At 31.6% G+C, this 14,730-nt stretch carries 14 protein-coding genes; 7 read left to right on the top strand and 7 right to left on the bottom strand.

Annotation, left to right across the window (positions count from 1 at the left end; genetic code table 11):
- Positions 1 to 60: 60 nt before the first annotated feature.
- The 3 genes from mqo to panB all read right to left on the bottom strand — a co-directional run bounded on the left by mqo (position 61) and on the right by panB (position 3,454).
- Positions 61 to 1,548, bottom strand: coding sequence for a malate dehydrogenase (quinone) (mqo, locus tag ACW5YJ_RS02635; RefSeq protein WP_017723939.1), 1,488 nt, complete (start codon positions 1,546 to 1,548; stop codon positions 61 to 63).
- A 248-nt stretch (positions 1,549 to 1,796) separates the two neighbouring features.
- Entirely contained in the window at positions 1,797 to 2,645 is an 849-nt protein-coding gene (gene panC, locus ACW5YJ_RS02630) for a pantoate--beta-alanine ligase (protein ID WP_017723940.1), read from the bottom strand.
- Positions 2,642 to 3,454, bottom strand: coding sequence for a 3-methyl-2-oxobutanoate hydroxymethyltransferase (gene panB, locus ACW5YJ_RS02625; protein ID WP_017723941.1), 813 nt, complete (start codon positions 3,452 to 3,454; stop codon positions 2,642 to 2,644). Before panB ends, panC begins: the two co-directional genes overlap by 4 nt.
- A gap of 82 nt (positions 3,455 to 3,536) precedes the next feature.
- Between panB and ACW5YJ_RS02620 the strand changes: the two genes are divergently transcribed.
- Complete coding sequence (locus ACW5YJ_RS02620; RefSeq protein WP_017723942.1) at positions 3,537 to 4,397, top strand: oxidoreductase; 861 nt, start codon at positions 3,537 to 3,539, stop codon at positions 4,395 to 4,397.
- 541 nt (positions 4,398 to 4,938) lie between these two features.
- Complete coding sequence (locus ACW5YJ_RS02615; protein ID WP_017723943.1) at positions 4,939 to 5,361, top strand: DUF2871 domain-containing protein; 423 nt, start codon at positions 4,939 to 4,941, stop codon at positions 5,359 to 5,361.
- A gap of 136 nt (positions 5,362 to 5,497) precedes the next feature.
- Here the strand turns inward: ACW5YJ_RS02615 and ACW5YJ_RS02610 are convergent, their stop codons facing one another.
- Positions 5,498 to 6,238, bottom strand: coding sequence for a sulfite exporter TauE/SafE family protein (locus ACW5YJ_RS02610; protein ID WP_017723944.1), 741 nt, complete (start codon positions 6,236 to 6,238; stop codon positions 5,498 to 5,500).
- A 246-nt stretch (positions 6,239 to 6,484) separates the two neighbouring features.
- Between ACW5YJ_RS02610 and ACW5YJ_RS02605 the strand changes: the two genes are divergently transcribed.
- Positions 6,485 to 8,041 carry an alanine/glycine:cation symporter family protein gene (locus ACW5YJ_RS02605; RefSeq protein ID WP_017723945.1) on the top strand — a complete coding sequence of 519 codons (1,557 nt, stop codon included), beginning with the start codon at positions 6,485 to 6,487 and terminating at the stop codon, positions 8,039 to 8,041.
- Between the two features lie 368 nt (positions 8,042 to 8,409).
- Here the strand turns inward: ACW5YJ_RS02605 and ACW5YJ_RS02600 are convergent, their stop codons facing one another.
- A complete protein-coding gene (locus ACW5YJ_RS02600; RefSeq protein WP_017723946.1) occupies positions 8,410 to 9,429 on the bottom strand; it encodes a DUF418 domain-containing protein in 1,020 nt (339 codons plus the stop codon).
- A gap of 248 nt (positions 9,430 to 9,677) precedes the next feature.
- The gene (locus ACW5YJ_RS02595; protein ID WP_017723947.1) at positions 9,678 to 10,226 is read right to left on the bottom strand and encodes a helix-turn-helix domain-containing protein; all 549 of its coding nucleotides are present in this window, start codon (positions 10,224 to 10,226) and stop codon (positions 9,678 to 9,680) included.
- A 164-nt stretch (positions 10,227 to 10,390) separates the two neighbouring features.
- On the opposite strand from ACW5YJ_RS02595, the gene ACW5YJ_RS02590 reads away from it, so the two are divergent.
- The 4 genes from ACW5YJ_RS02590 (at position 10,391) to ACW5YJ_RS02575 (ending at position 13,294) form a co-directional block, all read left to right on the top strand.
- Positions 10,391 to 10,933: a LysE family transporter gene (locus ACW5YJ_RS02590; RefSeq protein ID WP_261793564.1), complete on the top strand. Its 543-nt coding sequence runs from the start codon at positions 10,391 to 10,393 to the stop codon at positions 10,931 to 10,933.
- Positions 10,934 to 11,048: 115 nt separating this feature from the next.
- Positions 11,049 to 11,474: a pyridoxamine 5'-phosphate oxidase family protein gene (locus ACW5YJ_RS02585; protein ID WP_017723949.1), complete on the top strand. Its 426-nt coding sequence runs from the start codon at positions 11,049 to 11,051 to the stop codon at positions 11,472 to 11,474.
- Positions 11,475 to 11,567: 93 nt separating this feature from the next.
- Positions 11,568 to 12,617: an ABC transporter permease gene (locus ACW5YJ_RS02580; RefSeq protein ID WP_017723950.1), complete on the top strand. Its 1,050-nt coding sequence runs from the start codon at positions 11,568 to 11,570 to the stop codon at positions 12,615 to 12,617.
- Positions 12,618 to 12,631: 14 nt separating this feature from the next.
- The gene (locus ACW5YJ_RS02575; RefSeq protein WP_017723951.1) at positions 12,632 to 13,294 is read left to right on the top strand and encodes an ABC transporter ATP-binding protein; all 663 of its coding nucleotides are present in this window, start codon (positions 12,632 to 12,634) and stop codon (positions 13,292 to 13,294) included.
- A 71-nt stretch (positions 13,295 to 13,365) separates the two neighbouring features.
- Here the strand turns inward: ACW5YJ_RS02575 and ACW5YJ_RS02570 are convergent, their stop codons facing one another.
- Positions 13,366 to 14,727, bottom strand: coding sequence for a gluconate:H+ symporter (locus tag ACW5YJ_RS02570; protein WP_107551819.1), 1,362 nt, complete (start codon positions 14,725 to 14,727; stop codon positions 13,366 to 13,368).
- Positions 14,728 to 14,730 lie beyond the last annotated feature (3 nt).

Raw genomic sequence — 14,730 nt, 5'->3', positions numbered from 1 at the left:
ATATTTCTACAACAAAAAAACCTCGAAACATAGACATGTTTCGAGGTAAAAGTAACTTTATTATTTATTGTTTAATTGAAGCTCTGTGTCATTAGCTTGACGTATTTGTTTCAATAACGCATAGTCTTCAATCAATGATTTACCATAAGATGGAATCATTTCTTTCAATTTTGGCTCCCACTGTTTAAGTTCACCTGGGAAGTTTCTTTCAATAACTTCTAGAGCAACAGATACTGATGTTGAAGCACCTGGTGATTCACCTAATAATGCGATAACAGAATGATCTTTAGAATTAACAACCTCTGTACCAAATTGAATAAATCCTCTACCGTGTTCTTTAGTATCTTTAATAACTTGAACACGTTTACCAGCTTGTAAGATATCCCAATCTTCATCTTTAGCATCAGGCACAAATCGACGTAACTCTTTCATTCGATCATCTTTTTTCGCTAATACTTCTTGAATTGAATATTTAATTAATGGGAAATTCTTAGCAGCTGCTGATAACATCGTAATCACATTACTTGGATTAATTGATTTGAATAAATCTAAGTTAGAACCATTTTTCAAGAATTTTGGTCCGATTGCCGCAAATGGTCCGAATAATAATGAATTTTCATCTTGAATGTAACGTCTATCTAAATGAGGTACAGTCATTGGTGGCGTACCTTCTGGTTCTTTACCGTAAGCTTTCACTTCATGTTTAGCTACAACTTCAGGATTATTACATACTAAGAATTCGCCTGTAATTGGGAAACCACCTAAGTGTTTACTTTCTGGAATACCAGTTTTTTGTAATAATGGAATCGCTGCACCACCAGCACCGATAAATAGATAATCTGTAATATGATGTTCTACTTTTTTAGTTTTTAAGTCTTTAATTTTAACTTCCCATTTACCATCCTTACGACGGCTAAAGTCTTGGACTTCATGTTTATAGAAAAGCTGTGCATTTTCATGTTCGCCTAAATTTTTAGCCATCTTTCTAGTAAGTTCACCAAAGTTTACATCTGTACCTTCATCAATCTTACTAGCCGCAACTGTTTCATTGGGGTCACGACCTTCCATCATCAATGGCATCCACTCTCTTAATTTTTCGTGATCTTCAGTATATTCGATACCTTTAAACATTGATAATGGAGCTAATGCCTCATAACGTCTTTTCAAGAAGTTTACGTTTTTGTCCCCTTGTACAAAGCTAATGTGTGGTAAAGGGCGAATAAACTCTTGTGGATTTGCGATTTGTTTACTTTTTACTAAATGAGACCAAAATTGTTTTGAAATCTCAAATTGTTCATTTATTTCTTTAGCTTTTTCTACATCTATTGAGCCGTCTTTTTGTTCAACTGTATAATTTAATTCACATAATGCGGCATGTCCAGTACCAGCATTATGACGCTCATTTGAACTTTCTATAGCAGGTTTGTCGAGTCTTTCAAAAAGTTTAATATTCCAATCTGGTGCAAGTTCTTTTAACATTGTCCCGAATGTTGTGCTTAAAACACCCGCGCCAATTAAAATAACGTCTTTAGAGTTTGATTCACTCATTATGTTTCCACCTTTCAATCATCACTTTTTAATAGCAATTTATAATATGTTTTATTTTATAAGATACCAGTTATTCTTTTCCTAATGTATTTATACCCTATAATACTGTCTTACTATCATAAATTTACTTCTCGATATATATCTCTCATAGCATATGATAAAACAACACTGTCGAAATGTAAAATGTATATTACGATAAGATTAATTTCTGTTAAATTACATTAAGTGTATTATTTATATCATGCTAATTAGTCACCTATAATTATATTATCTATCAAGCGTGCTTTACTAAATTTAACTGCTAATGAGAGGAATATTTTCCCTTTTATTTGTTCTTGTTTAATGAGTTGCGGATAGCTATAAATAGCCACCGTTTCAATGTTACCAGTGGTATGATTTTCAATATATTCACGTGTTTTTTCAATTAACTTTTTACTTTCTCTCTCTCCTTGTTCATACATTGATTGTGCTAAACAAAGACTCTGATATAAATATGCCGCTTCTGAACGTTCATGTTCAGTTAAATATATATTACGTGAGCTTTTGGCTAATCCATCTTCTTCTCTTACAATATCTACACCAATAATTTTAATTGGATGATTGAAATCTTCTACCATTTTTTCAACGATAGCTAGTTGCTGTGCATCTTTCTTACCAAAATATGCTTTATTGGGACGCACAATATTAAATAATTTATTAACAACAGTAACTACGCCATCAAAATGTCCTGGTCTCTCAGCACCTTCTAACACCGTAGCAAGACGGCCTGCTTTCACTTCAATTGTTGGTTTTTGTGGATACATTTCCTTCTCACTTGGATGAAATATATAATCAACGTTTACTGTTTGTGCTTTAATTGCATCTCCATCAATGTCTCTTGGATATGATGCTAAATCTTCATTGGGTCCAAATTGTAAAGGATTAACAAAAATGCTAATTACAGTTACATCATTTTCTTCAACAGATTGAGCCATCATCTTTAAATGACCATCATGTAATGCCCCCATTGTCGGCACAAAACCAATAGCATTACCTTGACGTTGTAACTCCTTTGTAATCTGTCTCATTTCTTTAATACTCGTGATTATTTTAGTCATTTTGTATCCTCATCCATTACGCGTTTTTTATAAGTATGATTTTCGTCAGGAAACTGGCTAGATTTCACTTCGCTGTTGTATTCAATCAATGCATCAACACCCACTGAAAAATCTCCATATTGTTTTACAAATTTCGCTTTATGCTCAACACCATAATTTAATAAATCATGGTAAACCAATACTTGGCCATCTGTATCTTTACCTGCTCCTATTCCTATTACAGGGATATCTAATTGTTTTGAGATTTCTGATGCTAAATCTGCTGGTACCGCTTCTAACACTAACATGACTGCGCCAGCCTGTTGTACTGCATGGGCATCATTCAGAAGTTGTTGTGCCGCTTCTTTGTTACTTGCTTGCATTTTATATCCTGTAATACCTACACTTTGTGGCGTAAGTCCTAAATGTGAAACGACTGGAATTCCCATACGGCTACAATTATCAATATATTTTGTTAGATGCGCCCCCTCTGCTTTAATCGCATTGGCATTAGTCTGCTGGTACAATTTGACTGCTATTTCTAAGTCATATTGTTCAGTAATACCTACGCCACCAAATGGCACATCGACGACTACATAAGTATCAGGTGCGCCACGGCGCACTGCCTTTGCATGATGTATCATATCTTCGACAGTTACTTGTACTGTACTGTCGTAACCCAAAACTGTCATACCTAGTGAGTCTCCAACTAATATGATATCTATCTGTGCCGCTTCAGCTTGTTTAGCACTTGGGTAATCATAAGCTGTTACCATTGAAATTTTTTCTTTATACTCTTTATATGCTTGTAACTGACTCAATGTTTTCAATTAAAATCAACTCCACAATTTGATATATTTATATTGTCATACATATACTAACTAAACTTTCTAGAAAAGGAAATAAAATAACATGAGTAATTTTGCTATTATTGGTCCTGGCGCAGTAGGCAGTACAATTGCGTATGATCTTCAACATAATCAACCTAACTTAAAATTATTGGGTCGTCACAATAAAACAATTAATTTCTTTGTTAATGGAAACCCAAATGAAGCACATCAATTAACTGTAACTACTTTAAGTAACTGTGATAAAAAATTTGACGTTATATTTATTACTGTAAAGATACATCAACTGTCAAAAGTCTTAACTGAATTAGATCACTTGTTACATAAAGATACTACTATTATTTTAGCTCAAAATGGTCATGGCCAATTATCAAAGTTTAAACATCCATTCGTTTATCAAGCTGTTGTGTATATTAGTGGTCAAAAAGAGAATGATAAAGTAACTCACTTTCGTGATCATAAATTAATTTTAAAGAATACACCTCAAACAGAAGCACTACGCAAAGAACTAGATAATACACCACTAGATATTCACCTAACTGATGATATAGAAACAGCAATTTGGTATAAACTGCTTGTGAACTTAGCTATCAATAGTGTGACAGCTTTGAGCCGTTCTACCGCTTCTGTATTAACTGTCCCAGGTATTAAAAACCTATGTGAAAATTTATTACGCGAAGGTATAGAAATTGCCAAATATGAAAATGTACTATTTGAGGAAAAAATCGTAACTGAAATTATGACAATTTATGAAGGTTACCCTAATGAAATGGGGACGAGTATGTACTACGATATTGTAGAAAACAAGCCACTAGAGATTGAGGGAATTCAAGGGTTTTTATATAACAAAGCACGATTGCATGGTTTAAAGACCCCTACACTTGATACAATTTATCCACTTTTATTAGCTCAGCAAAAAAATTAAAATAAAACACTATTTACTTTTAAAATAAGGGAGTGGGACAGAAATCAAATTTTCTAACATAGATTTCGTAGTCCCACCCCGGCAATGGTGACTAGCATTGAAAAAAGCTTGATATAAGCGTATTTTCAATTCAGTCACCTACTGCCAAATTGAAAATGAGCCTGAGACATCTATTTATGTCCCAGGCTCTTCATCGTTATCTGATAAATGTAAGTAATGATGAATTGCACATTTCACTAATCACATTACCCCTCTTCATTTCAAAATTATAAGTAACGGCCTATACTTCTTAACCATCATTCGATACAAACTCCTATAGATTTTAAAGACTTTCTGAAAATAAACACTAATAATATAACAATTAAAACAATTGCTAATACTAAAAAATATAGCTGAGAAACAATACCCCCTTCTTTTTCTCCTATCTTTTAATAACTACATATACCAACTATATAAAATTAGCATTTTTTTATTTTTGTTCACATAGAGTTCATATAAGAAATTTATATTACAGTTATTAACAAATAGGAGGTCGAAAAAAATGAAAAAATTAATGTTTAGTTCAGCATTCTATACTTTACTAGGTATGTTAAGCGGTCTTTTTTACCGCGAAATGTCTAAAGGAGAAAATTTTAGTGGTTACTCTCAATTAAATGTTACACACACGCATTTACTCGTTTTAGGTACAATTATGTTCCTAATATTTATGATTATTGAATATCAATTGAAATTAACTAAAAATAGTAAATTATTTAACAGCTTTTTCTATATCTTCCATTTAGGTATTTTAGTAACAGTAGCCATGCAATATGTTAATGGTATTGCGACAATTAAAGGTTTTAGTGTTAGCCCAGCAATAGCGGGTATCGCAGGATTAGGGCACATAATGATTTCTATCGCCTTTATTTTATTCTTTGTACTTTTAAATAAAAGAATAAATGCGAACTCAAATAAAATTAAATAATACTTTATATTGTGATAATTAAATCGCTTTAAAGTGCTTATGATAAAGTAGTACTTTAAAGCGATTTTATTTATTATGATTCAGTAGCGAGGCAAATATCAATATAATGATAAGGAGCATCATACTTTATTATTTTTTAAGTTATTAATATTAACGCTCCTAATATGACAATAAATAGATACAGCCATTTCTCAAAATGATTATAAGACGTTAACTTAGATAAATACTTACCTATTATCACGGAAATAATTAAACAAGGTAATGACAATAAAAATAAAGGAATCGTTTGTTCTGTCCATATACTACCAAATCCTTGCCCCATAACCACAAATATTGCAGTTAAGAAAAAATGTGCTTGAATTGTGCTTCTAAAATCTTTGATATGCCAACGTGATAAAGTACCATAGATTACAACTGGAACACCATGAGAGTTATATAGACTACCTAAGATTCCAGAAACAATGCCTGTAATACCGGACCATATGTTAGATTTTAATACAACTCGTATGCGATTATTAAAAAATAAAAACTTACATAATGAATATGTACCGTACATGATTAAAAATCCACCTAACATCATTTGCACCATATTAGTATTAAAATATCTTAAAATCCAAATGCCTATAGGTATACCAACTAAACTACCTACTAACATCAGTAATAAAACATTATATTTTATATTTCTATAACCAGAAAATATATTTAAACTTGCTACAAATAAGCCAGCCAAACCAACGACAGATATCGCTGTATGTGTTTCTAATCCTATCAGTGCTAGTAACGGCATACTTATAAGTGCTTCTCCAAATCCAAAATATGTCCTTACTAGTCCCCCTAGAAATATCGCGAACAGACTAAGTATTATAATTACATCCATACATATACCCCTATATCCATTTAATTGAAAATATTTAAATACAAAACCCCACATAATTTTCAAATTTATCTACATCATATCACTATTATTTTCTTCTTTATAAACATTTGAAAATAATTTTAATAATTTAATGAATTAAACAATTAACAATTTAATATGTAGACTTGCTAAGATTTCTCAAAAGTGTAGAATCGGTGGAAACGCTTACAAAAATTAGTGTAAATTCATTATGTTAGGAGAATTATTTTGCTTTCAGATATCATTAGTTTTTTAGATAAAATCATTTGGAGTCCACCGCTCGTCTTTGGATTATTAATTACTGGATTACTATTTTCAATCATGTCTCGTTTTGCGCAAATCAGGCAATTTAAAGAAATGATTCGTTTATTATTTAAAGGTGAAAAATCCCCACAAGGTATTTCTAGCTTTCAAGCAATATCCCTATCACTGGCTGGCAGAGTTGGTACTGGGAATATAGTCGGTGTTTCTGCAGCAATTTTTATAGGTGGACCTGGTGCAGTATTTTGGATGTGGGTTACTGCATTAATTGGCGCTAGTACAGCGTTTGTAGAATCCACACTAGGTCAAATCTATAAGCAGAAAGAAAACGGAGAATACAGAGGTGGTCCTGCTTTCTATATAGAGAAAGGTATAGGGGGCAAATTTGGTAAAATATTTGCGCTAGTATTTGCTGGTATTACAGTAATATCTATAGGTTTTTTAATGCCAGGTGTTCAATCCAATGCAATTGCAACTTCTTTGCATAGTGCTTTTAATATTCCAAAATGGTTTGTTACAATTTTTCTAATCATACTTCTTGCGCTCATAATATTTGGTGGCATTAAACGTATTGCTAGTATGGCTACGGCAGTGGTTCCATTTATGGCTATTGCGTATATCTTGTTAGCTATTATAATTATTTGCCTGAATTTAGAAGAAGTACCAGCATTGTTTGCGCTTATATTTAAATCTGCACTTGGACTACAATCAACATTTGGTGGCATAGTCGGTGCAATGATTGAAATTGGTGTAAAAAGAGGGCTTTATTCTAATGAAGCTGGACAAGGCACAGGCCCTCATGCAGCTGCGGCAGCTGAAGTATCTCATCCAGCTAAACAAGGACTCGTCCAAGCATTCTCTGCCTACATAGATACATTATTTGTTTGTACAGCAACTGCATTAATTATTCTAATGTCAGGTACTTTTAACACAACAGATGGTACCAAAAATATACATGGCTCTCCGAATTTAATTGAAGATAACGGTATTTATGTACAGAATGCAGATGGCTCAAGAGATTATTCAGGCACAGCGATGTATGTTCAATCTGGTATTGATAAAGCGTTTCAAGGATCTGACTACCACTTTGATCCTAATTTTGCTGGTTTTGGCTCATACTTTATAGCTATTGCTTTATTTTTCTTTGCATTTACTACAATATTGGCATACTCATATATTTCTGAAACAAATATGGCATACCTAACTCGTAAAATGACACCTAAAAAATCAAATTTTTATATCACTTTGACGCGTTGTATGTTAATTATTGCAACTGCATTTGGAACTTTAAAAACAGCAGATGCCGCTTGGGATATGGGAGACTTAGGTGTTGGTTTGATGGCATGGTTAAATATCATAGCTATATGGATTCTATTCAAGCCCGCTTTTCACGCTCTAAAGGATTTTGAAAAGCAGAAAAAAGAAAAAGGTTCCGGTGGGTTAGCTGTATATCATCCTACAAATGAAGAAGTTCCCAATGCTGATTTTTGGATAAATAAAGCAAGAAATGAACAAAACTTTTAATAAAAATATGTAATATAAAATTCTGCAAGTTCACAAATAATTGATTACTAAAATAAATCCATTTAATTTAAGGTATTGCTTCAATGCATATCCAGTTACAAAAAATAACATGTCACAAATGGTCTCTGAATAAAAAATAACCGTCAATTTCTAATTATGAAAGAATATAGAAGTTGACGGCCATTTTATTTTTATGAAAGTTTGCACCTTGCTGATGTCCTGGGAAATAGTATAGGAGAAAGAATAAAAACTCGAATCATATTCTGTAAAAACATGTATATATACAAATGTATGATTTTATGAACACAACACTATACTGGTTAACTCTCATTTTTGATAATGTATATTCTCACTACAAATCTTAGCTTTTACTTTGTCATGTTAATCCATTTCATGTAAGTTGCTAATTTCCAAATATATTCTAATGGGCCCAATTTAAAATATTTAAGCCATACCAAACTTGAAATTATTTGAACTATATAAATCATCAAACATATCCACAATGTGTTAAGTAAACTCCACTGTTCTCCATCAAATATTAAAATTAACAAGCATATGATTAAAGTTTGACCTATATAATTTGTCAATGCCATTCTGCCATAATATTTAAGTGGTGTTAAAATAAAACGACCACAAGTCATATTCAGTAATAAAATGAGACAAGATATATAAAATAAACTCATGAAAGGTGAGAATATTGTAATAAGATGATGATATTGATCAACAGCTACTATATAATCTTCTGGATTTTTTTGAAGTTGCTGAGGTGACAAATCAATATGTGGCACAACGTAGAATTTATTAAGTACATACCATCCAAGTAGTGATACAATACCTGAAGCAATTGCTACTATGCTCCATATCTTTTTAGTAGTCTTAAATTTAAAAATAATTTCAAATTGTGCCGACGCTAATCCTAATATAAAATATGGAAATGGAATCAAGAATTTAGCATCTAACCAAATAACAAAAACTAATATAATTACACCGATTACTAAATTAATATACTTATTCACTTTAAAAAATGGGATAAGCAACAATCCAAATATAGCGTATATTAACAACGCTTCTCCTGATTGCAGTTGCATATGGAAGAAACCAAAAATACCAAGTACAATAATACGACGTAAAAAGATAACATATTTATTTTCTACTTTATGCTCCGCTCTTTGCATAAAAATATAAAAACCAATACCAAATAAATATGAAAAAATAGCAAAAAATTTGCTTTCAATAAAGAAATCTAGGAACTTTTTATATGTAATATCATTTGAAAGTTCCGGAGCCGGTAATTGTGCTATTGCAATAATATTTACAAGTATGATTCCCAATAACGCAAACCCACGAAGAAAATCCAATGTTTCTATTCTATTGTTAATTTTGTTCAAAATATTACTCCTCTTCACTCTATATTCGCTTTACAATACTGTATATCTCGTTATTAATCCAAAATACACCTATAAAACTTTTCTTTCGTATATTCTAGCATTGCAAATCATATGAGCTCCATATTATAAAGTGAAAGTGAAATGACGATTTTGTAATATAAAAATTATCTCACAACTATTTACCTTATGTTAAATACGACAATAAAATTACTTGTCACTACAATAATTACATTATGCCACTACTCATCTTATTTGTAATCTATAACCATAGAAATGAGTGTAATATCGTTCCCGTTATTAATATAACTATGGGCAATATCAGATTTAAATCTCAATGCATCTCTTTCTTTTAAGGTAAGCACTTCATTTTCTAAATGCATTTCTAATTGACCTTCAATAATGATAATTGATTCTTCGGAGCCAGCTAAATGTGGTTCGGAATTTAATATTGCACCGGGATCCAATTCAACATAGAAGAATTCAAATGACTTACTTTTTTCAAATGGAAAGTAAGGATAAACTCTATATTTCCCTTCATTTTCTGTTACTGGCACAATATCTTCCTTTTTCACTTGTATATAATCAGATTCTGCTTCACTCATGAGGCTACTAAATGATAATTTCAGTCCATTACTAATCTTCCAAACAGTATTAATAGATGGAATTGTATTTCCTTTTTCTATCTCATTTAGTGAAGATGTACTCACCCCAGTGAGTTTTGATAATTTTTCCAGGCTAATTTTATTTTTCTTTCTATATAAATAAATATTTTTTGCCACAATTTTATGGAATTCCATCGTAACTGCTCCTTTTTCTATTGACTTTCCTGTAAAACGGATATAAAATCCTTTTAAATGGATACATCCAGTAAATAGGAATTATTAGCGCTATATTTCCATGATAAAGGATGATGTGAGGAGAATGCAATTTGTTTCTATCTTTTATAATTTATACTTTTTTTATGAGCTATACACCTGGGCCAAATAATTTATTAGCTTTGGATGGCGCCTTACGATTAGGTATTAGAGGTACATTGAAATTTTTAATTGGAATTGGTTTGGGCTTCTTAACACTCTCATTACTATGTCTTATTTTTAGTGAGTTTATGACAATTTATTTCACAAGTTTCATTTTCATTGTAAAATTAATAGGATTTGTTTATTTACTATATCTAGCTTATACAGTTTTCAAACATAATCATAAAGATGCTAATTTAAGTCACACTTATCGCTTACGTGATGGATTATATCTTCAATACATGAACCCTAAGACTATCGTTTATGTACTAACCGCAATTGTCACTTACGTCACTACACAAGATATGACAACTTTCACTTCCATGAGCTATACAGTTACTATCGCTCTAATAGGTGTTTCTGGCGCTATTGCTTGGGCATTTTTAGGGATCTGTTTCAAAAAAATATTACTAAAATATAATACTGCCTATAAGATTTTCATGTCATTAAGTTTAGTTGTATTAGCCTTTATGATGTTGTTAGAATAACTATGTATACTAGAACTAAAAAACAGATTATCGTGCATTTTTATAATTGAAAATGAGATTTATGCTTTTAATTTAATAAAAATAGGGAATTAATCTAAATGAGGTGATATATTCAATGAGTAATTCTAAAGCATCAAATAAAATTAATGAAATTTTGAACACGTCAAGAATCGGCATATTATCTACAGCACATAATAATGTACCCAATAGTAGGTACATGGTGTTTTATAATGATGGTAACACCTTGTACACCAAAACAAATGTTAATTCTATTAAAATAGATGAAATCCAATCAAATCCTAAAGCACATATATTGTTAGGCTATGATGATACAAAGAACAGAAGCTATTTAGAAATTGAAGCAACATTATCTGTAGTACAAGATCAGGAAACAATTGATTGGCTATGGAAACGCCAAGACAAATCTTTCTTTGATAATAGTGAAGACCCGGAACTATGCGTATTAAAAATCTTACCTAATACTATAAAAATTATGAACGATGATGAGTTAGATCAACCTGAAATAGTACAATTTGATTAATTATTAAACTAGCACTTATTATGTGACGCTAAATATGCATATTAATAAGTGCTTTTTAATGGCTGATTATTTTAATTGAAAAGGCGGTTACATATGTTTTTAGCATGGAATGAAATAAAAAGGAATAAATTAAAATTCAGTCTAATCATAGGCGTTTTAATTATGATTAGTTATCTCCTTTTTCTATTATCAGGTTTAGCGAGTGGCTTGATGAATATGAATAGAGAAGGAATTGATAAATGGGAAGCCGATGCAATTATATTGAATAGCGATGCAAACCAGACTGTCGAACAATCTATCTTTAATAAAGATAAAGTAGCAAACACTTACAAACAACAAACGACTTTAAAACAAACTGGAGTTATTGTTTCAAATGGCAAACAAGAAGAAAATGCATTACTTTTCGGAGTTAAATCTAATACTTTCTTACTACCTAAAATCCTAGAAGGAGAAAAATTCAAAAATGAAAATGATGTCGTAGCGGATAAAACTTTGAAAGATAAAGGTTTCAAATTAGGTGACAAATTGTCATTATCACAATCAGACGAAAAATTAAAAATTGTAGGATTTAGTGAAAGTGCAAAATATAATGCTTCTCCAGTCCTGTTCTCAAGTAATAAAACTATTCAAAATATCAATCCATCATTAATAGAAGATAAAACAAATGCTGTAATCGTCAAAGATAAAAAGTGGAAGCAAAAGTCTTTAGATAACGACTTAGAAGCCATTGAAATTGAAAAATTTATTGAAAATTTACCTGGTTATCAAGCACAAAACCTGACATTAAACTTTATGATTACATTTTTATTCATAATTTCTGCAACAGTCATTGCTATTTTTTTATATGTCATTACATTACAAAAAACAAATCTCTTTGGTGTTTTAAAAGCACAAGGTTTTACAAATGCTTATCTTGCTAAAGTAGTGCTGTCACAAACTTTTATCATTGCAGTCATTGGTACAATTATAGGTCTTGTACTTACTATAATTACTGGTTTCTTTTTACCTGATGCTGTTCCAATTAAATTTAGTTTTGTCACACTAACAGTATATGGTATTGTACTTATCTTGGTTTCACTTATAGGAAGCCTCTTCTCTATTTTAACAATTAGAAAAGTTGATCCGCTCAAAGCGATTAGTTAATAAGGAGGTATTAAATGCTAGAATTTAAAGATGTAACCAAATACTTTAAGGATGGTAACCAAACCATTGAAGCTGTCAAACCTACGACAGTTAATTTTGATAAAAATGAACTTATCGCTATTATAGGACCTTCTGGGTCTGGAAAAAGTACATTCTTAACAATGGCAGGCGCATTGCAGACACCTACATCTGGAGAAATTATAATCAATAATAAAAACATTTCACAAATGAATCAAAAAGCATTATCGGATACACGTATGCAAGAAATAGGTTTCATTCTACAAGCAACGAATCTTGTTCCTTTTTTAACGGTAAAGCAACAATTTAAATTATTGCAAAAACAAAAAAAAGATGTTCTAACACTAAATGAATATACACAACTTATGGAACAACTTAATCTCAAAATGATAGAAAACAAATTACCAAGTGAGATATCTGGTGGACAAAAACAACGTGTCGCTATTGCTAAAGCATTATATACAAAACCTTCACTCATATTAGCAGATGAACCAACCGCTTCCTTGGATACAGATAACGCTATGGAAGTAATGCATATATTGAAAGAACAAACAGTACAACACAATAAAACTTGTATCGTTGTGACTCATGATGAGCGTTTAACATCATTTTGTGATCGTGTATATCATATGGAAGATGGTACTTTGCAACTGACTTAACCACTTTTTATAATAAAAAGGAGTGAGATTCCAACCAAAATTTGATTGAGAATACTCACTCCAATTCATTGTTATACGAGGAAATTCACAATTAAAATCAATCCTAAACCTACAATTGATAAGATGGATTCTAATAAGGTCCAAGTTAAAAATGTTTCCTTCATAGTTAAACCAAAATATTCTTTAAACATCCAAAATCCTGCATCATTCACATGTGAACAAAAAATACTCCCAGCTCCGATAGCTAATACAACTAATGAAATATTTACATCAGATGACTGTAATAATGGTAAAACAATACCTACCGACGAAATTGCTGCAACTGTTGTTGAACCTAATGCTGTACGTAATAGCGCCGCAGCTAGCCATGCAAGGATAAGCGGTGACATTTCAGTACCTTTAAATATCTCCGAAATGGTGTCACCTACACCACCATCAATTAGTATCTGTTTAAATGTTCCGCCACCACCTATGATAAGAATAAGCATTGCTATGGGTGTAATGGCATTCGAAACGGTATCCATAATCTGTTTCATACTCTGTTTTCTTCTAATCCCCATAGAATAAATTGCAAATAATACGGCAATTAACATCGCAGTTACAGAAGTTCCAATAAAGTAGATAAATCCTTCGAAACCACTTGCTTTTCCTTCTTCATTACCAGTGATTAACTGTACAATTGTAGCTAGTAGCATTAAGATAACTGGTGCAAGTGCCGTGAGCAAACTCATACCAAAACTTGGTAAATCCTTGTTTTCAAACACTTTAAACTCACCGACAGCTGCTTGATTTCCTTTTCTTTTAAAAGCTTCAGGCGTTAATTTACGTGCAATTTTTGGGAAAATACCTCCAACAATAATTGCTAAAGGTATACCGATAATAACGCCATACATTAATACATGACCAATATTGGCATTTACCGCTTCTGAAATTGCAACTGGTCCTGGATGTGGTGGTAAAAAACCATGTGTTACTGCTATAGAAGTTGCCATCGGAAGGCCAACTGTTAAATTTGAAATCTGCATCCTTTTAGCTAATGTAAATACTAAAGGAATCAATAACACAAATGCTACTTCCAAGAATAGTGATATCCCAATAATAAATGAAGCAATAATCATTGCCCACGTCACATATTTCTTACCAAACACATTGATTAATGTATCAGCAATGCGTGTAGCGCCACCGCCATCTGATAACAACTTACCTAATATGGAACCTAAACCAAAAATAATAGCAATATGTCCTAGTGTATCCCCCATACCTTTTTCAATAGTAGTTACAATTGTATCTAAAGGCATTCCCAGTAAAATACCGGTTACCATTGAAGTGATAATTAGCGCGATAAATGTATTAAGTTTAAACCACATAATTAACATTAATAATATAAGTACACCAATCACAACAGCAACTAATGGCCAAAATTCTCCCATCATGTT

The organism is Staphylococcus sp. mip270_02 (assembly GCF_054031535.1).
The sequence above is the reverse complement of the archived record's forward strand: the minus strand, read 5'-3'. Positions and strand labels throughout refer to the sequence as shown.

Bases quoted from the DNA above. Each gene is read 5' to 3' on its own strand.
- mqo (WP_017723939.1), bottom strand. From the start codon at position 1,548: ATGAGTGAATCAAACTCTAAAGACGTTATTTTAATTGGCGCGGGTGTT.
- panC (WP_017723940.1), bottom strand. From the start codon at position 2,645: ATGACTAAAATAATCACGAGTATTAAAGAAATGAGACAGATTACAAAG.
- ACW5YJ_RS02620 (WP_017723942.1), top strand. From the start codon at position 3,537: ATGAGTAATTTTGCTATTATTGGTCCTGGCGCAGTAGGCAGTACAATT.
- ACW5YJ_RS02615 (WP_017723943.1), top strand. From the start codon at position 4,939: ATGAAAAAATTAATGTTTAGTTCAGCATTCTATACTTTACTAGGTATG.
- ACW5YJ_RS02610 (WP_017723944.1), bottom strand. From the start codon at position 6,238: ATGGATGTAATTATAATACTTAGTCTGTTCGCGATATTTCTAGGGGGA.
- ACW5YJ_RS02595 (WP_017723947.1), bottom strand. From the start codon at position 10,226: ATGGAATTCCATAAAATTGTGGCAAAAAATATTTATTTATATAGAAAG.
- ACW5YJ_RS02590 (WP_261793564.1), top strand. From the start codon at position 10,391: ATGAGCTATACACCTGGGCCAAATAATTTATTAGCTTTGGATGGCGCC.
- ACW5YJ_RS02585 (WP_017723949.1), top strand. From the start codon at position 11,049: ATGAGTAATTCTAAAGCATCAAATAAAATTAATGAAATTTTGAACACG.
- ACW5YJ_RS02580 (WP_017723950.1), top strand. From the start codon at position 11,568: ATGTTTTTAGCATGGAATGAAATAAAAAGGAATAAATTAAAATTCAGT.
- ACW5YJ_RS02575 (WP_017723951.1), top strand. From the start codon at position 12,632: ATGCTAGAATTTAAAGATGTAACCAAATACTTTAAGGATGGTAACCAA.
- ACW5YJ_RS02570 (WP_107551819.1), bottom strand. From the start codon at position 14,727: ATGATGGGAGAATTTTGGCCATTAGTTGCTGTTGTGATTGGTGTACTT.